The organism is Motilimonas pumila (assembly GCF_003596335.1).
Taxonomy (GTDB): domain Bacteria; phylum Pseudomonadota; class Gammaproteobacteria; order Enterobacterales; family CBDFNC01; genus Motilimonas; species Motilimonas pumila.
This window is the reverse complement of record NZ_QZCH01000017.1, coordinates 60,566-83,312: the sequence shown is the minus strand read 5'-3', so window position 1 is coordinate 83,312 and position 22,747 is coordinate 60,566. Positions and strand designations below refer to the sequence as shown.

General features: G+C 45.9%; 21 protein-coding genes. 12 read left to right on the top strand and 9 right to left on the bottom strand.

The features are described 5' to 3' along the window. The first annotated feature begins 7 nt into the window (after positions 1–7). The 9 genes from D1Z90_RS13405 to D1Z90_RS13365 all read left to right on the top strand — a co-directional run bounded on the left by D1Z90_RS13405 (position 8) and on the right by D1Z90_RS13365 (position 12,159). Positions 8–682, top strand: a complete 675-nt coding sequence (locus tag D1Z90_RS13405; protein ID WP_198419188.1) for a sugar transferase — start codon at positions 8–10, stop codon at positions 680–682. Between the two features lie 487 nt (positions 683–1,169). Beyond that, positions 1,170–1,505: an STAS domain-containing protein gene (locus D1Z90_RS13400; protein WP_119911285.1), complete on the top strand. Its 336-nt coding sequence runs from the start codon at positions 1,170–1,172 to the stop codon at positions 1,503–1,505. Next, positions 1,498–2,340: an OmpA family protein gene (locus D1Z90_RS13395; RefSeq protein WP_158587140.1), complete on the top strand. Its 843-nt coding sequence runs from the start codon at positions 1,498–1,500 to the stop codon at positions 2,338–2,340. The genes D1Z90_RS13400 and D1Z90_RS13395 overlap by 8 nt, the downstream gene beginning before the upstream one ends. After that, positions 2,337–4,457 carry an SLBB domain-containing protein gene (locus D1Z90_RS13390; RefSeq protein WP_119911283.1) on the top strand — a complete coding sequence of 707 codons (2,121 nt, stop codon included), beginning with the start codon at positions 2,337–2,339 and terminating at the stop codon, positions 4,455–4,457. Before D1Z90_RS13395 ends, D1Z90_RS13390 begins: the two co-directional genes overlap by 4 nt. 1 nt (position 4,458) lies before the next feature. Further along, positions 4,459–5,181, top strand: coding sequence for a P-loop NTPase family protein (locus D1Z90_RS13385; protein WP_119911282.1), 723 nt, complete (start codon positions 4,459–4,461; stop codon positions 5,179–5,181). Further along, positions 5,178–6,704, top strand: coding sequence for a response regulator (locus tag D1Z90_RS13380; RefSeq protein ID WP_119911281.1), 1,527 nt, complete (start codon positions 5,178–5,180; stop codon positions 6,702–6,704). Before D1Z90_RS13385 ends, D1Z90_RS13380 begins: the two co-directional genes overlap by 4 nt. A 135-nt stretch (positions 6,705–6,839) precedes the next feature. Then, positions 6,840–7,685, top strand: coding sequence for a phosphate/phosphite/phosphonate ABC transporter substrate-binding protein (locus tag D1Z90_RS13375; RefSeq protein ID WP_119911280.1), 846 nt, complete (start codon positions 6,840–6,842; stop codon positions 7,683–7,685). 12 nt (positions 7,686–7,697) lie between these two features. Then, positions 7,698–10,757: a PAS domain S-box protein gene (locus D1Z90_RS13370; RefSeq protein WP_119911279.1), complete on the top strand. Its 3,060-nt coding sequence runs from the start codon at positions 7,698–7,700 to the stop codon at positions 10,755–10,757. Next, positions 10,750–12,159, top strand: coding sequence for a sigma-54-dependent transcriptional regulator (locus D1Z90_RS13365; RefSeq protein ID WP_119911278.1), 1,410 nt, complete (start codon positions 10,750–10,752; stop codon positions 12,157–12,159). Before D1Z90_RS13370 ends, D1Z90_RS13365 begins: the two co-directional genes overlap by 8 nt. 92 nt (positions 12,160–12,251) lie before the next feature. Here the strand turns inward: D1Z90_RS13365 and D1Z90_RS13360 are convergent, their stop codons facing one another. Both D1Z90_RS13360 and parS read right to left on the bottom strand, forming a co-directional pair. Continuing rightward, positions 12,252–12,716, bottom strand: a complete 465-nt coding sequence (locus D1Z90_RS13360) for an RES family NAD+ phosphorylase (RefSeq protein ID WP_119911277.1) — start codon at positions 12,714–12,716, stop codon at positions 12,252–12,254. After that, the gene (parS, locus tag D1Z90_RS13355) at positions 12,713–13,162 is read right to left on the bottom strand and encodes a type II RES/Xre toxin-antitoxin system antitoxin (protein ID WP_119911276.1); all 450 of its coding nucleotides are present in this window, start codon (positions 13,160–13,162) and stop codon (positions 12,713–12,715) included. The genes D1Z90_RS13360 and parS overlap by 4 nt, the downstream gene beginning before the upstream one ends. 159 nt (positions 13,163–13,321) lie before the next feature. Here parS and D1Z90_RS13350 point away from each other — a divergent pair, with 159 nt between their 5' ends. Continuing rightward, the gene (locus D1Z90_RS13350) at positions 13,322–14,374 is read left to right on the top strand and encodes an aldo/keto reductase (RefSeq protein ID WP_119911275.1); all 1,053 of its coding nucleotides are present in this window, start codon (positions 13,322–13,324) and stop codon (positions 14,372–14,374) included. Between the two features lie 68 nt (positions 14,375–14,442). On the opposite strand, the gene sstT is transcribed toward D1Z90_RS13350, so the two are convergent. Beyond that, positions 14,443–15,657 carry a serine/threonine transporter SstT gene (sstT, locus tag D1Z90_RS13345; RefSeq protein ID WP_119911274.1) on the bottom strand — a complete coding sequence of 405 codons (1,215 nt, stop codon included), beginning with the start codon at positions 15,655–15,657 and terminating at the stop codon, positions 14,443–14,445. Between the two features lie 380 nt (positions 15,658–16,037). Next, positions 16,038–16,850: a DUF2797 domain-containing protein gene (locus tag D1Z90_RS13340; RefSeq protein ID WP_198419190.1), complete on the bottom strand. Its 813-nt coding sequence runs from the start codon at positions 16,848–16,850 to the stop codon at positions 16,038–16,040. A 121-nt stretch (positions 16,851–16,971) separates the two neighbouring features. On the opposite strand from D1Z90_RS13340, the gene D1Z90_RS21325 reads away from it, so the two are divergent. Beyond that, positions 16,972–17,124, top strand: coding sequence for a hypothetical protein (locus D1Z90_RS21325; protein WP_158587139.1), 153 nt, complete (start codon positions 16,972–16,974; stop codon positions 17,122–17,124). A 56-nt stretch (positions 17,125–17,180) separates the two neighbouring features. On the opposite strand, the gene D1Z90_RS13335 is transcribed toward D1Z90_RS21325, so the two are convergent. The 3 genes from D1Z90_RS13335 to D1Z90_RS13325 all read right to left on the bottom strand — a co-directional run bounded on the left by D1Z90_RS13335 (position 17,181) and on the right by D1Z90_RS13325 (position 20,177). Then, on the bottom strand, positions 17,181–18,770 hold the full coding sequence (locus D1Z90_RS13335; protein ID WP_119911272.1) for an ABC-F family ATPase: 1,590 nt from the start codon (positions 18,768–18,770) through the stop codon (positions 17,181–17,183). A 621-nt stretch (positions 18,771–19,391) separates the two neighbouring features. After that, the gene (locus D1Z90_RS13330; RefSeq protein WP_119911271.1) at positions 19,392–19,892 is read right to left on the bottom strand and encodes a hypothetical protein; all 501 of its coding nucleotides are present in this window, start codon (positions 19,890–19,892) and stop codon (positions 19,392–19,394) included. A gap of 42 nt (positions 19,893–19,934) precedes the next feature. Beyond that, entirely contained in the window at positions 19,935–20,177 is a 243-nt protein-coding gene (locus tag D1Z90_RS13325; RefSeq protein ID WP_119911270.1) for a DUF2798 domain-containing protein, read from the bottom strand. 135 nt (positions 20,178–20,312) lie between these two features. Here D1Z90_RS13325 and D1Z90_RS13320 point away from each other — a divergent pair, with 135 nt between their 5' ends. Then, on the top strand, positions 20,313–21,230 hold the full coding sequence (locus D1Z90_RS13320) for a LysR family transcriptional regulator (RefSeq protein WP_119911269.1): 918 nt from the start codon (positions 20,313–20,315) through the stop codon (positions 21,228–21,230). Here D1Z90_RS13320 and D1Z90_RS13315 read toward each other — a convergent pair. Beyond that, on the bottom strand, positions 21,227–21,892 hold the full coding sequence (locus tag D1Z90_RS13315; RefSeq protein ID WP_147378768.1) for a peroxiredoxin family protein: 666 nt from the start codon (positions 21,890–21,892) through the stop codon (positions 21,227–21,229). The two genes, D1Z90_RS13320 and D1Z90_RS13315, sit on opposite strands and share 4 nt — an antisense overlap. 135 nt (positions 21,893–22,027) lie before the next feature. Continuing rightward, the gene (locus D1Z90_RS13310; protein WP_119911267.1) at positions 22,028–22,690 is read right to left on the bottom strand and encodes a DsbA family oxidoreductase; all 663 of its coding nucleotides are present in this window, start codon (positions 22,688–22,690) and stop codon (positions 22,028–22,030) included. Positions 22,691–22,747 lie beyond the last annotated feature (57 nt).

Genomic DNA, 22,747 nt, shown 5'->3' with positions numbered 1-22,747 from the left:
GTTATTTATGCAAGGTTTAACAAAGAAGTGCATCATGCAACGCAACGCAGCTAGAAACAGTTATATCCCGTGGACGGTATTAACCTGCAAGCGAATATTTGATATCGCTTTTGCATTTACGGCATTGATTTTATTGCTGCCGCTGTTCCCCCTTATTGCAGTATTGATCAAAATGACCAGCAAAGGCCCCGTCTTATACAGCCAAGTTCGAACCGGGCGACAAACACAACAGGGCCGTGTGTTTATTATTTATAAATTTCGCAGCATGGTACAAGACGCCGAAAAAAACGGCCAAGCCATGCTAGCCAGTAACAATGACGTGCGTATCACTCAGGTTGGAAGGTGGCTCAGAAAAACCCGTCTTGATGAAACGCCGCAGCTATGGAATATTCTCAAAGGTGACATGTCCTTGATTGGCCCCCGCCCTGAACGCCCTGTTTTGGTCGATAAAATTGAGCAGCAGCACCCATTTTTTGCAGAAAGAACGTATCAAGTACTTCCAGGTTTGACTGGCTTGGCACAAACGCAGCAAAGTTACTTAGACAGTGTAGAAGATATAGAGCAAAAGTTGGCCCTTGACCATGGTTATTGTCTTAGCTTGAGCCGCTTTAGCACCTGGTTAAAAACGGATTGCCAAATAGTGCTTGCCACCGTGGTTACTGTGCTTAAGTGTAATGGCTAACATTAAGACTCAAACACCATCAAACTCAGCCTCTATGGCGAGCGTCAAAGCAATGCTTGGCTCAAGTGAATCAATATTTAAGACCAACGGCTTAATCCGAATCAACATGCAATATTTCGATGCTTTATTCTTGAAGCCGCTGCTACCCAGCAATGGCACATTCGATTTATGTCGAGCAACATGACTGCTCACTGGCAGCCGTTACCATCCTATGTTGTGAGTTGTTAGCCGCCGGGCGCTATCTCTTGGCATTTAATCCTTCTGTTATTGCGGGTATGACTAGGGTTAATGGCGACACCTGAGTCAACCCTGCACTTTGCAAAGTATATATCTCCCTTGCAATATTAATTGCAAAATGCAAATAGCCTGCCATGCAAGTCCCTCAGATTATTTTAAGTCACTGTTTTAATTAGATATAAAAGTAGGCATAAAGCCTGCAACATCAATCCTGTAGTGATAAGAAATATTTTTTGAGAGGACGCTAGCCATGCAAATTGAAATGAACGATTTATCGACGCAGCAATTAGTGCTTAACCTTTCCGGAGAAATGGACGCACTGGGTTGTAGTAAAATTCGACCTCGCCTAGAAAAGGTAACGGACTTGCCTCATCCCCATATCGTGATGGATGTCAGCCAAGTCAGTTTCATGGACTCATCAGGAATAGGCGCCATTGTGTTTTTATTCAAACGACTAAAACAACAGCAACGCACCATTGAAATTGTGGGTGTTCACGGCCAACCCAAAGATCTGATGAAGCTGTTACGCATTGACAGTGCTATTGCACTTTCGTATGTCGATGAGCAGGAGGTGCAACATGGATAAGTTAAGCAAAGTGTTCGCCACATTAAGCTTTTCACTTCTAGCCGCTTGTAGCCACAAAGCGCCGCCAAGCCAAGGGGGATTTGCAGAGCATGACCTCACGTACACGGAGGACGTTGCCCATCGCAGCAACCATCCCGTTGGCATGGAAAACGCCTTATACTTTGAGCAACAAATGAGCATGCGCCACCTGCAAGACTTAATTCAAGCCGGCGCCAATATTTGTTTTCCCGCGAGTGTCAAAGAGGCGCAAATCAGACAAAATCGTATTGCCAGAGAACTGCAAGGTGGCTTAGAAGCCGACGCGGCGAATGACTTGATCATTCAACGTGATAAATTAGCGCGACTTGAGCGCAGGCTAAACTATGTGCAATTACAAGATACTTGTGTTTACGACAGCCCACAGCAAGTAGCGCCAATTACTGCTTCTCACGCCATGCGACTGAGCGACGCAGATCTTCAACGTTTGACGCGCCAACTTAACAATAATAACCAATTTGTAACCGACTCTAGTGAGTTGAACCCTAGGTATATTGGCCAGCTAGCACAGGTCTGCGCCGAGCTAAAAGATCACCGCAATATCACCATAGTGATCACCGGCCATACTGATGCCAAAGGTCAGTCCGCGGCCAATTTAACTTTGTCTCTTGAGCGCGCCAAGCAAGTTGAGCGCTATTTACAGATTTTTGGTATCAACCCCAGTTTGATTCAAGTTAAAGGAAACGGAGAGCATCAGCCCTTATATCAAGGCGACGCACCGCAAATTGACCTTATCAATCGCCGTGTCACGATAGAACTGTTGGCACAAGCGTCTCCATTAGGAGGTAACACGTTATGAATACCATCAATAAAAGCCATTTAACATGGCTACGCCTTATAACGCTCTGTTTGAGTTTCTTATTAGCAGGGCAAGTCCAAAGTGCAACGATTCAACCCGGCGATTTACTTAGTGTTGATTTAGCCGGTGAACAAAGCTTAAGTAAACCGTTCAGTGTTGATCGCCAAGGCCGCGTTTCACTGCCAGAAATTGGCCGCGTCTCTCTGTCTGGATTATCAGAGCAACAGGCTCAGCAAAAATTACAAAGCGCCTTTCAATCTGTCTTTAAAGACACCAGACAATTACGCGTGCGTATTTTACGTCAGCAGAAAATTGTTTCTGTGCGTGGCTATGTTAACAGCCCGGGTGAATATACCCTGTCCCGTCAAGCCTCAGTACAAATGGCGATACATGCAGCCGGGGGACTGCGCCGTGGCGCTCAACTCGACAAAGTACAAGTGACCCGAGACAATAAAACCTCAATATTCAATTACAAACAGTACTTGGACACAGGTAACCGTCAATTGTTACCTCAATTACAGTCTTTAGACGCCATTTTTGTGCCTTCTTCACCCATGACGGGCAATGTAGAAGTAGAGTTTAACCCGGCGGATATTGTTAATGCAGGCGATGTAGCCAACGACAGCCAAGCCATTAAGGTCTTTGGGGAAGTGAATCGCCCGGGAAGCTTTGCCTTTCAAGCGTCACGAGACATTGTTGATTTGCTAATGGGCTCAGGCGGCGTGACTCGATACGCTGATGTTGAGAAAATCCGGGTGATCACTTCTGGCAAACCCGCGATCTTTAATTTAAAAGCCTACTTAGACACCGGCAAACAAAAGCACCTGCCACCGCTGCAAGCTGGGACGACCATTTTTGTGCCCAAACAAGAAGAAGCCATAAAAAGCGGCGGTAACATGGTGTACGTAATGGGTGAAGTTGCCCATCCTGGCGCGTACGAAAGCCAAGCGGGCGCGACTTTTATGGACATATTGGCTAATGCTGGCGGCCCTAATCGTTTTGCTGAGTCTCGCCAAATTCGCATCATTAAAGGCAATGGCCAAATCGTGCCGTTTGATTTAACCGCTTACACTGAAGGTGGCGCAGGCAGAAAGCCACCCACTGTCGGCCCTGGAGATGCCATTTTTGTCCCTGAAAAGACGGACATGAATGAAAAGTCTTGGCTCAAAGTAACCCCTAATCGCGCGGTGCGTGTGATAGGTCAAGTGGTGAGGCCAGGACGTGTCGAATGGTCTAACGAAATGTCTTTGCTGGATTTATTGGCTCATGTTGGCGGACCTTCATCAAAGGCTGATACGAACAATATTGAAATTGTGATCCCGCAGGCCACGGGCAACAACCAAGTCGTCAATTTTGACCTCAATGCGTTTATTCGCAATGGTCGCAAAGACAGTGAATTACCCGCCATTGTCGCCGGCAGTACTATCATGGTGCACGAACTGCCAGTTGATCCCAGTGATAATAAATCTCAGTGGGTCAGACAAGCGTCTAACAAGTCGATATACATCTTTGGCCAAGTGGGAGCCCCTGGTCGCTACATGTTTTCTAATGAAATGAACTTTTTAGACATTTTATCGGCGGCTGATGGCCCAACTGATAAAGCAGACCTGCGTAATATTCGCATCAATCACAGAGACAATGCTCGCAAAGGCGTCAGTAAATTAGATTTAGCCATGTATTTCGAAACCGGTGATGAAAGTTTACTGCCGCGGGTGAAAACCGGAGACACCATTTATATTCCAGAAAAAAACCGCCTTTGGCTCGACCAAACCAAGGAGTCAACCGTGCGTGTCATTGGCGCGGTGAACAAACCCGGTCGCTATCGTTTTGACGACACCATGACAATTTTGGACTTACTCGCAGAGTCCGGTGGCACCATAGAAGACGCTTACATTGAAAATATCACCGTGGTCAATGTGTCATGTTGTCAAGACCAGGCTCGCAGCTTCAACCTTAAGGAGTTCACGTACACGGCATCTTTTAACGACTTGCCGGTATTGCGAGCAGGCGACACCGTGTATGTACCTTATCGCCGAGAAAGCGGTTTTGAGACTTTTCGTCGCGGCCTGAACGACGTGGTGAAAATTGTAGCTTTAGGCGCACTAATAGGACTTTAACATGCAACTAGCGTATCAAAACCTTGAGATAGAACAGATTTATCACCAAGTGTTTCATGCTGATAAATTGGCGCTAACCGTGTGCGCTGCCAATGAGCAAGAAGGGGTAACCAGCCTCGCCCTTGCCCTCGCCCAGCGCCATACTTTAGCCGGGTATCGCACCTTAGTGGTAGACCTGAATTTATACCGGCCTAGCATCCATGCGGTGGACCCAGCACAGAAGTCATCGACAACCGGCTTAGTCGATGATGCGGGTTTCCAACCACCAAGCTTGATCACTAGCGAGCACCTTGATGGCGTGTTGCTCGGGGTACCCGCCCCGCAGCAACGCGTGCACATTATGGCTCTGCGACACGGTCAAGGCCTCGCGCAACAATTGCAGCAATGGTTGACCCAAGTGGATTGTGTCATTTTTGATACATCGCCCATCAATCAAATAAACCAGCATAATATTCCTGCAGAGCACGTGGCCGCGATTTCCGATGGCGCTATATTGATGGTCATGGCAGGTAAGACCAGTCAAGCCATGCTCAGTAATGCTATGGGAAAACTCGACAAAGCCAAGGCTAAATTGCTGGGCTGCGTGTATAACGACGCACAAAACCCTCGCTTGGCCTATGAGTTATTGCGACAAACCAACAAAGCCGGTCGTTGGCTTGGGCCTTTGTCTGTTGCAATCAAAAAAGGCATCTCAAATAGCCGTTTATTGAAGGTAGAAGTATGAATGTCACCTTGTTTCAGCAAACACTCAAGGGCCCAATTTGCCTCGACGCTATCAGCCTATGCCGCCAAGCGCTGCAACTGCAATTGCCGAATTTTGCCGTACCAACAGAGTTGCAGCAAAAAATGCTATTGTGTTTATCGGAAGTACTGACCAATTTTTATCGCTACGCCCAAGACATCACACAAGTAGGCGTGCAACTGCAAGCCACAGATACCGGCTGGCAATTGTCTATCGAAGATGATGGCGCTGCTTTTTCTCCCACTGAACACGCCGACGATCAAGTTTTACTCAATTTCTCTGAACAAGAAAATGGTCGCGGTCTTGCCATCATCACAAGCGTGTCAGATCAGCAACACTATCAAAGCACTGGGCGCAGCAACTGTCTTATTTTAACTTGGCAGCGCCAACTTAACGTTAAGCCCACGCTCTTGCTGGTTGAAGATAACGCCAGTTTGCTGGCCCTTTATCGGGCATATTTAAATCAAACATATCGCATTGTCACTGCGCAAGATGGCGAGCAGGCCCTTGAAAAACTTCAACAAATTGAAATAGATTTAGTCGTTTCCGACATCCGTATGCCCAACATGAGCGGATTAACACTGCGCAAAAAAATCGCCTGCTTAAAAGGCAGCGCGATGATGCCATTTATATTCCTAACCGCAGCTGATGATGAACTGGTGCAACAGCAAGCCAATGGTTTGGGCATTGACGATTACTTGTTAAAGCCCATCAGCAAAAAACAGTTGTGCCGCTCAGTTGAGCGAGTATTAGAGCGTAACTTACAGGTTTATCAACAATTAAGTCATCGCATAGAGCAAGACATTAGCGCGTCATTGCAGCCTGATTTACCCACTGAATTACAGGGCTGGCGTTGCCAAGTCGCAAGCAGAAACACTGGCTTGGGCGGCGGCGACTTGCTGACATACAAACGCTTCCCGGCGATGACACAACTGGTGCTGGCTGACATTATGGGTCACGATGACAGTGCTAAATTCTTTTCACACGCTTGCTGTGGCTTTATTCATGGCTTAATGCAAAGTTTGTCTGCGCAGCAGCAAGCCAATCAGATCTTGCAGCAGGTTTCTCATTTTGCACTATCCGATCAAGTCTTGTCTAAAGTGACTCTGACTGCATGCTCTATCCAGTTATCGCCCCATGGCATGATTGACATTGCCAGCGCTGGACACCCTGCGCCTTTATTGGTGTGCGCCGACAAAGCCGTGCCAATAGACATCACAGGTGTGATGCCAGGTTTGCTGCCCCACGCTCATTACGATGTATTACAAATGCAGGTGCTGCCGGGTCAGCGTCTGGCATTTTACACCGATGGTTTATTTGAGTCCGCCACAGATGACGTAGGCCGTGCCAAATTGCAACACGCGTTAGTCAAAGCCCTTAAAAGCACCCTATGCTTACCCATCGATAAAGCCATGGTGGAAGTGATGCAAGTGTTTGATGAGATCACCTGCCGTAAACCGAGTGATGATGCCTTATTGATGTTAATTGAACCAAGTCAGGCTTGATGTCTCAGTTTTGCTAACTGAGCGCCGGTTTTAATCATTATCTCATTGAGATATTAGAGTTTTAACCTAGATCCATTAAGATTAAATCAGGCTTAAGTGTGGAACTTAAGCCTTGTTATTTGTTTAGGTGTATATATGAATCGTTTAACTCGTTTGCCTGCAACCTATGTTGCACTTTGTTTTTTTTGGCTTTGCGCTGCAACGCAAGCGCAAACATCACCTGCAAACGCAAGCACGTCGCTGACGTTTGGCATCGTGCCGCAGCAATCCGCCAGTAAACTCGTTAAACGCTGGGGGCCGCTGCTGCAACAACTGAGTCTTCACAGCGGTGTTGATATCCGCTTTGCCACGGCCCCAGATATCCCCACTTTTGAACAGCGCCTTAGCCAAGGCCAATATGATATCGCCTACATGAATCCTTACCATTATGTCGAGTTTCACCAACGGGTCGGTTATAACGCCATCGCCAAAGCCAAAGACAAACAAATTAAAGGCATCATAGTAGTGCCTAAGAATGCAGCTATCAACGAACTGAGCGATTTACAGCAGCAAACCTTGGCGTTTCCGTCGCCAGCCGCTTTTGCTGCCACCATCATCACGCAAGCTGCGCTGCGCCAGCACAAGGTTGATTTTGACGTGGCTTATGTCTCGTCTCACGACTCTGTTTATCGCGCAGTGGCAAAAGGTTTGTACCCAGCCGGTGGCGGTGTTATTCGTACCTTTAACAATACCGAAAAAAACGTCAAAGATAAGTTGACCGTTTTATACACCAGTCTTGGCTACACGCCGCACGCCATTGCCACCCACCCTAGGTTAGCACCTGAAATACAAAGCAAACTGCAGCAAGCTCTGGTGAATTTGTCGAACACTGGCGAAGGCCAACAAGCATTGAAAAATCTCAGTATCAAAGGCTTTAGTCAGGCTCAGAATCAAGATTGGGACGATATTAGATCCCTTAACCTCCCCCAACTTGAACCCTAATTTGAGGCCGGCATGAGCTTTCGTTTAAAAACCATCATCGCGATTACGTTATTACAAAGCGCTTTACTGCTAGTGCTCATCATTAGCGTGGTGAATTTTTTAAAACAAACCAATGAAGAGCAATTAAAACTTCACGCCCAAAATACCTCGGCGCTATTTGCCACCTCAGTCACCGATGCTGTACTAGCGACCGATTTAGCAAGCCTGCAAAGCTTTATCGATGAAGTGACTACCAATCAAGACGTCATGTATGCAAGAATTTTAAACAATAATGACGTGGTACTGGCCGAAGGTGGTAAACCTGGCATGCTAGCCTTGGATCATAGCCCAGACCATTCATTGGCTGAAACCCAAGATGGCGTGTTTGATACCCATGTGGATATCACTGCCAGTGGCGTCACTTTTGGTCGTATCGAGGTGGGTATTTCTACTCACCCTTTGCAGCAACAGTTGGGTCGAGCGCATCGTTGGATCATGCTTATCGCTAGCATAGAGGTTGCCTTGGTGTTGGTATTCTCATTTTTGCTTGGCAGCTATTTAACCCGACAGTTAAGGAATTTAAAGCAAGCGTCAGAGAACATCGCATTAGCCGGGCCTGGCCACCAAATTGAAGTGGTTGGTAACGACGAGATAGCCGAGGTTGGTCATGCTCTTAACGCCATGTCGACGACCTTAGCAACCAGTTATCAGCAACTTTCTGAAAGCATCGACAAGCAGCGAGAACTCACTGAAATAGCCAGTCAAAACCAAGCAAAAAACAACGCCATATTGACCGCTTCTCTCGATGCCATGATCACCATTGACGACCTAGGCCATGTGTTGGATTACAACAAGATGGCTGAACAGGTGTTTGGCTGGCGCTATGAGGAAATCCATCAAAAAAACTTGGCTGACTTTATCATTTCTCCGCAAAAACGCGATGCACACCATCAAGGCATGCAACAATTTTTGCTCACCAAATCCTCCCCTGTGCTGAATCAACGCCTTGAGTTAAACGCCATGCATAAACAAGGTCACTCGGTACCGATTGAGATTAATATTGCTCCAATAGAAACCGAACAAGGCATGTTTTTCACCGCTTTTATTCGTGATATCAGCGATCGCTTAGCGGCGGAGACAGAATTGCGTTTAGCCGCGCAAACGTTTGAGTCCAGTGAAGCTATTTTTATTTGTGATACCAACAGCGTGATCATGCGAACCAACAATGCCTTTACCCGTATTACCGGTTACCGCAATGATGAAGTGGTAGGAAAAACGCCGAAAGTTCTCGCCTCGGGGCAACATGATCAAGCATATTACGAACAAATGTGGAACTCACTTATCGTCAACGGTGAGTGGAGTGGTGAAATTTATAATAAGCGTAAAAATGGTGAGATTTACCCTGAGTACCTCAATATTTCCTCAGTGAAAAGCGAGAATGGTGAAATCAGCCACTACATTGCCCACTTTATGGATATCACTGAGCAAAAGACCAACGAAGAAAAATTGCGAAGCGCGCGTTATGAAGCCGAGATGAGCAATGAGTCTAAGAGTCGCTTTTTGGCCACCATGAGCCATGAAATTCGCACGCCAATGAATGCGGTATTGGGTATTCTAGGCCTGCTTAAAGACACCGACTTAACTCCGAGACAATTAGAATTGGTGCAAATGGGCAGAGAATCCGGCGAGTTGTTACTGACCATTATCAATGACATTTTGGACTTTACCAAGATGGATATCGATAAACTGCAATTAGAGCATACCCGTTTTGATTTACATAAATTACTGCGAAATTGTAATGAACTGCTTAATAGTTTGGCGTTTAAAAAACAACTCGCCTTGACGCTACAGTTAGGGCCACAATTGCCGCAATTTGTCAGTGGCGACCCCGATCGATTAAGACAAGTACTGATAAACCTTATCAACAATGCCATTAAATTTACCCGTCATGGCCAGGTGAAAGTGTCGGCGAGCTTAGTCTCAACCAATGGCCATAACGCCATCATTCGCTGCCGCGTCAGTGACACGGGCATAGGTATAAAGCCGGATCATTTAGCGTCGTTATTTGACGAGTTTACCATGGTAGATCAAACCCATTCTCGTCGCTACGAAGGCACCGGCCTTGGTCTGGCCATTTGTAAACGCTTGGTTACCCTAATGAAGGGGGAAATCACAGTGACCAGTGAGATTAATCATGGCAGCACGTTCGACTTCACCATTGAGCTGCAATTGGCTCAAGAAAGCGATGACAAACAAGAGCTCAGCGCGCAACAAATAAAACAATTACCTTTAAACAACGTGCGTGTATTGCTAGCAGAAGATAATCCCGCTAACCAAATGGTTATCAAAAGTATTTTAGAATTTGCCGAGCTGCAAGTGGACGTGGTTTCTAATGGCTTTGAAGCCGTTGAAGCCGTGCGCACCCTGCCCTATGACATAGTGTTAATGGATATCTCTATGCCGGAAATGGACGGCATGGAGGCCACTCAACATATCAGGCAATTGTCCGCTCCAGCCTGTAATGTGCCCATTGTGGCGCTGACCGCTCATACCCTACAAGGTGATAAAGACAGATTCTTACAAGCCAGCATGAATGATTACCTCAGTAAACCGATTGATCGTGAAGCCACCTTAGCGTGTATCTGCCGCTGGACGCAAACTGACCCTGCACCTGCTGCGCTGTCACAAACCGCGGCACCATCGACACAAAATATGGATGATTATGCATTGGTCGATGAAAGTATTTTACTGCAGTTGGTGGCCGATACCAGCGCTGACATAGTGCCGGATTTACTGCTTTTATATATCGAAGACAGTGAATCCCGCCTCGCCTTGATCCAAGATGCCATCGCGGCTACAGACTACAAAACACTGGAGTTTGAATGTCATACTATAGGCTCCAGTGCAATCGCCCACGGTAACGTTAAACTGCACCATATTGCGCGCAGCGCCGAGCGAGCTTGTCAACAGGAAGACTTTGCGCAAGCAATTACTGCGGGCCAGCAACTTGTTAACCTTGCCCAGCCGTCATTTGAAAAATTAAGCAAACGAGCCAAACAAGGTTTCATGCCATCAGGAGCAACCAATGCCTAAATTTCCCAACGTTTTGATAGTTGAAGACTCAGCTCCACAAGCCAGGCTGTACGAGCAATATTTAAAGAATGAGACCCTGTTCTTGCATTTTGCTACCACTGGCGCGCAAATGCAGCAGCTAATGACAGAGCACAACATCGACTTAGTGTTACTGGATTACAAATTACCCGATATGGATGGTTTAGCCGCTTTAAAGTGGATGCGTCAGAACGGCCAAGAGTGTTTCGTAATTGTGATCACGGGGCACAGCTCAGTCGGCATTGCGGTGGATATGATGCGTGAAGGCGCCAAAGACTTCATTGAAAAGCCGGTATCGGCGAGCCGCTTAAAAACCTCGGTCAACAACCTGCTAGAGCAAGCCAGGTTACAAACCATCGTCAATGATTTCCAAAATACCTTTGAGCGTAATCGTTACCATGGCTTTATAGGCTCAAGCTTAAGCATGCAAACCGTTTATCGCATTATAGACTCGGCTGCGCCCAGTAAAGCGACCGTATTTATCACAGGTGAAAGCGGCACTGGCAAAGAAGTCTGCGCCGAAGCTATTCATGCTCAAGGGCCCAGAGCTAAGCAAGCTTTTGTCGCGATCAATTGCGGCGCTATTCCAAAAGACCTGATGGAAAGTGAAATTTTTGGCCATGTTAAAGGCGCATTTACCGGGGCTAGCTCAGAGCGCAAAGGCGCAGCGTCCCAAGCCGATGGCGGCAGTTTATTTCTCGATGAATTGTGTGAAATGGACTTGGATCTGCAAACAAAACTATTACGCTTTATTCAAACTGGCAGCTTCAAAAAGGTGGGTTCCAATAAATTAGAGCAAGTAGACGTGCGTTTCATTTGTGCCACTAATCGTGACCCACTTGCAGACGTTGCCAGCGGTCGATTCCGAGAAGATCTTTACTACCGCCTACACGTTTTGCCGCTGCAACTGCCTCCACTGCGCGAACGAGAACAAGACATTATCGCTATTGCCAGCGATTTTCTGCTCAATTATAGCCAAGAAGAAGGAAAACAATTTAAACAGTTTTCAGCCGAAGTAGAACACTTATTTTGCCATCAATACGATTGGCCAGGTAACGTGAGGCAGCTGCAAAATATCATTCGTAATATTGTGGTGCTACACGACGCCGAAACGGTTCAGTTAGAGCACTTGCCTGCCCCGCTCAATCAAATCTCTGCGCAAACCTCGGCAATGGGCCAACCTGTGCAAACAGCTACAGCGAGCTTGGCCACGCCTGAGATTACCGAGCCCAATCAAATTACGCCATTGGCGCAAGTTGAGAAACAGGCCATTGAGCAAGCTATCAACATTTGCGATGGCAATATTCCAAAAGCCGCCGCCCTGCTCGACGTGAGTCCATCAACCATTTACCGGAAAAAGCAAACGTGGGAACAAACAGAGTAGTGGCGCTGCCGTGTAGCGTCCACGAAGGAATATAGTAATGGGTGCTATTAAACACCGAGACTATGGTTATCAGAGGCTATGGCAATGAGAGGCTATGGCAATAAACGGTCATCTAAGGTGAAGTTTAATTGCTCAGCGCTGCTGATGGCGGCTTCAAAACCAGCATGCTTGGGGTTAAGAATAAAATTCCACTCCCTAGGCACAATCACACTGGGCACCGCCAGGGCTAAACTGGCCTTGCTGGCTAACCAATCGTCACCCATTTCTGCGGTTTCATAAGGGGCTGGATCATCACGCCAATTGTCGGGTAAATCGCTTAGGAATAACGCTTGCTTACGAGGCACGTGTAATTTAAAGAGGTCGTACTGGCTTAAAATGTCTGGCGCCTGAATATGAACCAATACTTCCAATATCGCCAACGACTCTGAGCCTGCAAGGTACACGCACGCTTTGCCTTTACTGTTCCAACGTCCGCCAAATAGACGCGCGCCTTCACCATCGAAAGCGCTGCTCGAAAACTTGCGTTTAACAATGCGATAAAGTGCCAGATCGCTCAAGCAAACACACCATGCTCTAAGCGGCCAATTAAAGACATCACAGCTTCGGTTTCAGCTGACGTGGCAAGCATGTCTATTGGTCGGCGTTGGCCCAATCCACGAACGGGCTGGGTTAACCAAAGTTTGGCTTGTTCGCTATTGCCTTCAAATAAATCGATGGCCGCTTTCAGCAGTTCAGCAAAGCGGTACAAGCGGTCACTTTCCACCTGATTAAAGTGGCCCGACTTGGCTCTACGCTGAAGCGTTGCCGGCGCGATCACCGTGACTTTAGCCAACTCTTTTTTGTCTAGGCCCGATAAAGCAGACAACTGGTTATACACCGAAAATGGCAAACCTTGATGCAGGGCCTGATAAAGTTTCTCACCCCGCGCCGGGACGCCAATTTCGCGCCAAAAGTTTTCTTTATGGCTGCTTGTCGGCTGGTATTGTTCGATGGATGCGAGCATAGGCACCTCTAATTCAATTGATACACTTATATACTATCATGTGATAGAAAAACTGGCACTGATTTTTTATTTTTGCTTTATGCCAACCGGTGTTTTCATCTTTGTTGTTTTTGTGTCAATCTTGATTACGCATTTAACGCATTCATTATAAGGGGTTTCATGAAGTATTCTGCATTAGGCCGTACCAACCTTAACGTTTCTCGTGTTTGTTTAGGCAGCATGACTTGGGGATTGCAAAACACGCAACAAGACGCAGATGAGCAGATAGATTATGCCATCAGTCAAGGCGTCAACTTTATTGATACGGCAGAACTCTACGCCGTGCCTCCTTCTGCCGATACCTACGGTAAAACTGAAATCATTATTGGTGACTGGCTGGCGCGCCATCAAGCTCAACGTAAAGACCTCATTATTGCCAGTAAAATCGCTGGCCCAGGCATTCCTTGGATCCGCGATGGCGGCCCAATAAACAGTAAAAGTGTGATTACCGCAGTAGATGCTTCGTTAAAACGGCTGCAAACGGACTATATCGATTTGTATCAACTGCACTGGCCAAATCGTACTTCGCCGCATTTTGGAAAACATAGCCCAGGGCAAGTGCGCTTCAGTGAGTTTGACAGCCAAGAACATACCGCGCAGATGCTCGACATTTTACAAGGCTTACAAAGCTGCGTTGAGGCCGGAAAGATTCTCCACTGTGGCCTGTCAGATGACACCACATGGGGCATCAATACCTACCTCAAGCTCAGCGAGCAACACAAATTGCCTCGCATGGCGTCAATTCAAAATGAATTTAACTTATTACATGCCAAAGATTGGCCGTATTTAATTGAAAACTGTGTGCAAGAAGACGTGGCTTACCTGCCCTGGTCGCCGTTGGCTACTGGCATGTTGGCAGGCAAATACCTAAACGGCGCAAGGCCAGATGGCAGTCGCTGGACGTTTATGCAGCGCAACGGGCTATTTCGAGATACAGAACAAGCTCAACAAGCAGTAGCCGCTTATGTTGATCTCGCGAACGCTAACGGTTACACCCCTAGTCAGCTTGCCCTCGCATGGTGTGACCAAGTGGATGGCGTGACTTCAACCATCATTGGCGCGACCACCATGGCGCAGCTAAAAGAGAATATCGCCGCATTTGATATGCCGCTGTCAGATGCACTCGCCGAGCAAGTTCAAACTGTTTTAAAACGCTTTCCGGCGCCGTTTTAAAGCGCAAAATCAGGCATAAAAAAAGGCTGCTTAGCAGCCTTTTTTATGTCATCAGTCAGCCCTTCATTTTAGGCTTGCTCTGCCGCCTTACAAGCTGTCGCAGTAAACAGTACGTCGGTAGAGCTATTGAGTGCCGTTTCTGCCGAGTCTTGAATTACACCAATGATAAGCCCCACGGCGACTACTTCCATTGCCACGTCATTTGGAATACCAAACAAGCTACACGCCAATGGGATAAGTAGCAGTGAGCCGCCAGCAACGCCAGATGCACCACAGGCCGATACTGCCGCGACAATGCTCAGCAGCAGTGCGGTTAAAATGTCCACTTGAATACCAAGGGTATGCACAGTTGCCAGTGTCAAAATGGTAATGGTGATAGCCGCCCCTGCCATATTGATGGTCGCGCCTAATGGAATAGACACAGAATATGTATCTTTGTGCAATTTCATCTTTTCGCACAAGGCCATATTAACTGGAATATTCGCCGCGCTTGAGCGAGTGAAAAATGCCGTGACGCCACTTTCTCTAAGGCAAGTAAATACTAATGGATAAGGGTTTTGTTTTAACTTGTAGTAAACAATTAAAGGGTTCACTACCAAGGCAATGATCAACATTGCAGCCAATAGCACCGCCACTATTTGGCCGTAACTGGCCATCGAAGAGAAACCGGTTTGTGCCACCGTATTTGCGACAAGCCCAAAAATACCAATAGGCGCCAAACGAATAACAAAGCGCACCATTTGTGATACCCCGTTACTGACGTCTAAAAAAACTTGTTTCGTCGTGTCACTGGCATGGTGCAGCGCTAAACCTAAGCCAATGCTCCAAGCCAAAATGCCTATATAGTTCGCGTGAACCAAAGCATTAACAGGGTTATCCACCACTTTAAATAATAAGGTGTTCAATACTTCGGCAATGCCTTGAGGCGGAGCAGCCACTTCCTGCGCCGCAACCAATTCAAGGGTGGTTGGAAATATAAAACTCAATACCACTGCCGTTAATGCCGCGGCGAAAGTGCCAAAGAAATACAACATCAAGATCGGCTTCATATTGGTATGTGCATTCTTTTTTTGATTAGCAATTGAAGCTGCGACTAATACAAATACCAAAATGGGAGCTATCGCTTTTAATGCACCAACAAATAAACTGCCTAAAAAGGCCACTTGCGTTCCCGCTTGTTGAGAAACCGAGCCAAGGATGGCACCGGCTATAATACCAATAGCGATTTGTAGCACTAAGCTGCCCGAAAACATGCGGGACAGCAGAGATGGCGAATTTTTCATTGATAAGCCTCTTTAATCTCTCAAAATAACAACATAATATTTTATCGCCTGCTGTTTTAAACAATGACAGTCCATTTGTCGAGCGATGCCAATATTTAACAGTCAGTTATGCGTCATATGTCCGGTTTAGCAATGAATTTCGCTAATTTAGCAATAAAATTGATTAAAGGCATGGTTTTAGCTGCGGCTGCACTATTGAGTCATACCTAGCCGCAACCAAGCAGTTGGAAATGGATAAGGATCAGGAATTGCACAACGAATGGGGGGCGCAGTGTAGTCAGAGTTACCAGCAAGCTAGAAGGTTTGCACCCAGGTGTGATAAGCAATAGGCATTCTTAGATAAACACTACCAAAGAATGCCTTCAATCCCGCAAAAGTAACTATTGTACGACCTCGACTTCGTAAGAGGAAAATTTCCGCACATTGATAACGCCCGTATCAAAGATAAGATACTGACCTTTAATGCCCAGCAAGGTGCCGCTGACCTCTGGCGCTTTGTCTAAATTAAAACTGCTTATTTTGCTCGGGTATTCAAGTACTGGGTAGCGAATATCCACAATATCTGCATTCAATGGTTCAATCGCACCGTCTGGGTAATCCGCGCTAAGTTCAGCTAACGTCGATTCGATTTCAGGAATTAATTCATCGGCTAATGCGCGCAGATCTAACGGAGCGTTGTCGCCTTTAAGCATTGCCCGCCAGTTGGTTTTATCAGCCACGTGCTTGGCAAGTGCAACTTCAATTAAACCAGAGAGTTTACGGCTGCTCACCTTAAAAATGGGTAAGGCCTGTGTTGCTCCTTGATCAATCCAGCGCGTGGGAATTTGGCTGTGGCGCGTAATTCCTACCTTTAGCGCAGAAGTGTTCGACAAATAAATAAAGTGGTCTGTCATACAAAATTGCTCAGCCCATTCAGGCTCGCGGCAGGTGCCTTGGGCAAAGTGGCAGGTTTCTGGTTTCATGATACACATGTCACAACGGGCCAGCTTTTTCATGCACGGAAAGCAGTGCCCTTGAGAGTAACTCTTCTTGGTTTTTTTACCGCACGCGTCGCAATAAATGTTGCCAGTGTGGGTAAAGCTCAAAGTTTTTCCTAGGTAAGGATTCAGGTGTAACTGATTGTCCCCTACTGGTAAATAGTACTGCACGGTAGCGCCGTGCTCGCTGCGCATCTTGCTCAAGGTGCCTGAAATTATATTTGTCATATTGCTTCTCTTGTGCCGAGTAATGGCTATTATTTTTATTGAGTTAAGTTTATATTAATACTTTAAAAACAACGGTTTTGTTGTGATAAATATTGCAAAGGAGATGGCTGTGATACTGTTAAAGCGGATCATTAAGTTGTGCTTTATTTTTATTTTACTCTTGATTGCAGGCTCAATGCTGGGCTTTTGGCAGACGACTGAAGTATTAGGCGCAATTTGGCATCCTCTCGCAGAAATGGTCAGGGAGTGGAATACTCCCTAACGCTCTGCTGAGTTTAGCCTGTATTGGCTAAACTTCTCGAATGAATGCTTGTCTTACTATGCTTGTTCTTGGCTTTTCAGGTAGTCGTCGTAACTGCCGTGGAAATCATTGATGCCTGTTGCCGTGATTTCAATGATGCGGGTTGCCAGAGACGATACAAACTCACGGTCATGAGAAACAAATAGCAAGGTGCCGGCGTAGTTTTCCAACGCCAAGTTTAATGATTCAATGGTTTCCATGTCCATGTGGTTGGTAGGCTCATCCATCAACAAAATATTTGGCGTTTGCATGATCAACTTGCCAAATAACATACGACCTTGTTCGCCACCCGAGAGCACTTTCACCGACTTTTTAATATCGTTTTGCGAAAACAGTAAACGACCAAGTACACCACGCAGTGTTTGCTCGTCGTCACCTTCGTTACGCCATTGTCCCATCCAATCAAGTAGGTTTAGGTCTTGCGCAAAATCATCCGCATGATCTTGAGCGTAATAACCTAAATTGGCGTTCTCGGACCACTTAATGCTTCCTTTCGTTGGCGTAATAGCGTTAACCAAACACTTTAACAAGGTGGTTTTACCGATACCATTCTGGCCAATAATGGCGATGCGCTCACCCACTTCCACCATTAAATCTAAGCCACTAAACAAGGTTTCATCATAGCTGTGACCTAAGCTTTCAACTTCAAGGGCATTACGGTGCAGTTTTTTCTCTTGCTCAAAACGAATAAATGGGTTCTGGCGGCTCGACGGTTTTACTTCTTCAATTTGTATTTTATCAATTTGTTTGGCACGCGACGTCGCTTGCTTAGACTTAGACGCATTGGCAGAGAAACGGCTTACGAATGTTTTCAGCTCAGCAATTTGCGCTTTTTTCTTGGCGTTATCGGCAAGCAGGCGTTCACGAGCTTGCGTAGCTGCAGTCATGTACTCATCATAGTTACCTGGGAACAGGCGTAATTGGCCGTAGTCCAAATCAGCCATATGGGTGCACACACTGTTTAAAAAGTGACGATCATGGGAAATGATTATCATGGTGCAGTTACGCTCTTTTAACACGCCTTCTAACCAACTGATGGTATGAATGTCCAAGTTGTTGGTTGGCTCATCAAGAAGCATAATATCAGGGTCGGAAAATAACACCTGGGCCAAAAGCACACGCAGCTTCCAACCAGGGGCAATTTCACTCATTGGGCCGTAATGCTGCTCTACCGGAATACCAACACCCAATAGAATTTCACCGGCACGTGACTCCGCAGTGTAACCGTCCATTTCAGCAAACTCAGCTTCAAGATCGCCGGCGCGAATACCGTCTTCGTCAGTCATCTCGGCTTTTGCGTAGATGGCGTCACGTTCAGATTTTACCGCCCACAATTCCTCATGTCCCATCACTACGGTATCGATAACGCTGTATTCTTCGTACGCAAATTGGTCCTGCTTCAATTTACCGATGCGCTCGTTAGGCTCTTTTGAGACGTTGCCCGCGCTTGGCTCTAAGTCGTTACCCAGTATTTTCATAAAGGTTGACTTACCACAACCATTGGCGCCAATTAAGCCATAGCGGTTGCCTTCGCCAAATTTAACGCTGACATTTTCGAAAAGTGGCTTGGCGCCAAATTGCATAGTGATATTTGAAGTTGTTAACACAGATTTACCCAGATTTTGAAAACAAATTTGACCGCAATGGCCGCAAAGATGGCGCGCATTATGCCATAAAGTATGGTCAAGCCCTATGCCTAATTCAGATGATCTAAAACGTATGAATCGCGCGCCAAAAAATACACCGGGTAATGAAGCTTAACGACAAAAAAAACAAGAAAACAAGCTCGTGACTGCTCAACCCGTGTCCTGTTGTCACACAAGGATTAAACCGTGGTGCTATCGGAGAACAATAGACTTTGATCGGAAACGCCCTTTGAATGCAAATCGTAGGCTATATAAAAGCTAAAAGTTGATCATTTTTAAAGCTCATTGTCTTCAGAAGGACTGTGGAAATGACTATAAAATCTGATCAATCTCTAGCAAGGTTTTGGACAGGAATGAGTTACCGTGCTTTAAGGTTCTCATTTTTGGGATAAGTATTTCTAAGGGAAATTTGCTCCTTGTCGCTTCCATCCTACTTCATTTATCTGATGCCTGGCGTCAGTCTACAATAAGTCAGTACACTTATTGCTGGGGTAGCTATTCTGTTAGAAAAAAAGGGCACTGGCTCTCAAACTAACTGGTTATGTATGCCAATTGAGAGCCAAAATCTCAAATTGAAGATTCTTATGCTTTGCGCTTGCTAAACCATAAGCCGAGAGAAATCAGCATAACTAGCACTGTTAATACAGGAGGCTTAGATTGTAGCGGTAGCACTTCTGCTGGGACATTAGGAGAAAGGTGTACATACACTGCCACGCTCATAATAACTACCGTAAGCATCGTTGCCAGATGTAATAAGGAGGTCGATATTTTAGTAGAGATTAACTTACCTTCTGTCAATATGGCTAAGTACAGCAGACCTGCAAATATTTCGCCCATTTTCCCTGCAAATTTTGATAATGCAGGAAACGGCAAACCACTTAGCGCAATTTGAGCTGAAAAAATATCGGCAAAAGGCAAGAAAAACTTAGCCGTCCCCGCCATAACGAGAAATCCACCCAACAGTGCGGTCACAAAGTTTATCGCCTTGCTGGCAGCGCTGCCTTTTGAGCGAACGAAATAGCCGGCTGTAATTAAGAACATTGTTCCAATCATTATGGCTTCTAACAATATTTGTTTGTTCATACCTGGTACCAATTTTAGGGTTATTGATGAGATTAGAGAGAGTTACGCTTGCTCTGGCTTAAGCAGTACTTTAGTTACAAATAAACGTACTGCGGGTGCGACTACAGCGAGTAGCAATAGCGCGGAAGGTACAACCTGCACTATTGCTGTGCCCCATGCAGAAAAAAATTCTCCACCATTTGGTAAGTTACGAAACGCCATGATGCCTGACATACCGATCAGCATTGTTGGCAGCACCATCGATGCAATGAGTGGGTATTGAAATTTACGGTCAAATTTTTTCATGATTACTTTCTCCAGAATTTGTTGCTATTAGGCGATTTGATGGAGTGAGTATAAATGGCTCTTAATGATTCAAAAATAGACAATGTTGAATTTTAAAAGTACATTTATGTATCTTTTGATAACAGGTGTCTGTCTATGATCACAACTAAAAACATGACCAACCTCTATTGGTTCTGCCTTTCGGTAGAATGTGGAGGATTTTCCGCAGCCAGTATCAAAGCCAATACGTCAGCGCCCACGGTCTCACGATCTGTCGCTAACCTTGAACAGCAACTTAACGAAAAACTGCTGCACCGCGATTCAAAAAACTTCCAACTCACCAACGCTGGAGAGGAGATATACAATAAGTTCTCAGAGCTGTTTCGTGGATTAGAGGAACAATGGCAGGGACTTTCCAACGCACAGGGTGAGTTAACTGGCAATATCCATATTTCATGTCCAGAGCCGTTTGCTGATTTTTTCTTGCAGGCGCTCGCATTGGAATTCATGGATATTCATCCAAATGTGAATATCCATGTTCATTTCTCTTCTGATGCAGAGACATTCATCTCTGAGAAAATGGACTTGGCGATTGTGACCATGCCTGCAACCGCCTCTCACCTAATTCAGCGTCAACTTTTTGAAACTGAATTAGCATTGGCAGCTTCCCCAACTTATTTAGCTCGAAGAGGCTCACCTAAGTCTGTGAAAGCGTTGCTTGAGCACAACGTGCTAGCAGGAAATAATTTCCCATATTGGCAGTTATATGAAGAGGGAGAGTCAATCAAAATACCCGTTAAACCAAAATATTCTATTAACAGCTTAAGGCTTAATATTCAGGCAGCTATAAGCGGTGCAGGCATTTGTTTGATGCCCAAAGTGGCACTCCAACGCCTAAGCGAGCAAAATCAGCTTGTTGCTGTACTGCCGAACGTTGAATGCCCGAAAGGCACAGCATACATGGTATGGACGGATAGAAAGATGATCGCCTCACGCGTTGTAGCATTTCGAGATCTTGTGTTTGAACGCATGAGCCACAATGCCGAATCATTGTGGCGCACCATGTTTGGTTAATCAGTAAATGCGTCCTTTAGAGCCGCAGTTAATTTTTCTTCACTCGCGCGTAAGCGAACGTCTTCAGCCTGGTCAATCCACCGAACAATCCCCTTTTCATCAATTAAGATTGAGGTTGGGATTGCCATGGGCTTGTACTTCATCTTCGTTGGAAAAGGTAATCCAAATAGTGTCAGGCTTGATGCACCGTCACCGCCAAGCGCTTTGTGATGTTCCACTCCATATTGCTTGATTACCTTTAATTCTGGGTCTGACAGCAGTAGATGGGTTAATTGATCGCGCTGTTGATGCTTTAACGCCGCCATGGGTGCATCATTTGATAAAGCAACAATCTTGACATCAAAGCGCTCAAAGATCGGCTTCATATCTTCAAACATCTTAAGTTCCATGCTGCAATAGGGACACCAAGCTCCTCTGAAAAATTTCAGTAATATTCGTTGCCCCTGTAAGTCATCTAATCTAAACGTTTCACCGTCACCATACACAGCAGTAATAGGCATTATTGCATCACCTACCTTGACCTGAATGTCTCCAAGTGGAGGTTTTGACTCTTTGAACGTCGTATAAAAAACGATGCTCATCAAAATAGGGAAGCTGGCTAAAAATACGCCGACAATCGAACCCAGTGTTGGAGCCCTAATGGCGAAATAAATCGCCGTCATCCCTACAACCGAGCCCAAAACAAGGCATGCAATGAAAAACAAAGGCAATTTAGGCGTTTGTCGTTGCTTCACCTTTGAAAGTAAGTAATAGCGCCAACAAACGTGCTAAGTGCGGCTAGCAGTGAGAGATAAATGTCAATCATTCGCCGCCCCTTCTTGATTCATGAGTTCTTGCAAAACCTGTATAAACGACTCTTTTGGATGAGCGCCAGTTAACGCACTTTCTCGGTTAAAAACCACTGTCGGTACAGCACTAACTCCCATTTGATGCCACTGAGATTCAACCTCTTGTACGACTTGCTTAGAGGCAGGATCATTCAGCACTGCTTCAGCACTCAATTTGTCGATTCCGACAGATTGCGCTTCACTAAGTAGCACTTCTCGCTTTGAAATGTCTTTGTGCTCGGTAAAAAATGCCGAGAAAAGTCGCATTTTTAGCGCATGTTGCAAATCAAATTGTTTAGCGTGCTCAAGAAGCACGTGGGCGTCGAGTGTGTTGACCATTTTCATTTTGTCAAAATAGTCAAAAACAAAGCCGTATTCAGCGCCTTTACTTGCGATATTCGCCCGAGCGCTGTCGCTATCCTCAGGAGATGCACCATACTTTCGAGCAACATGATCTCGAAGATTTTCACCTTCAGCAGGCATGTCAGGGTTGAGCTCAAATGGTTGCCACTCAATGTCAATGTGCCCTTGAATTCCCAATTCTTCAATGGCCGCTTCAAGGTGCTTGTAGCCTACAATGCACCAAGGGCAAACTACGTCAGAAATAATGTCGAGTTTTATACGTTTAACCATGGGAGAGTTCCTGTAGAAAAGCTTGCTATACGCAAGCTTTTAAAAAATGAGATCGCG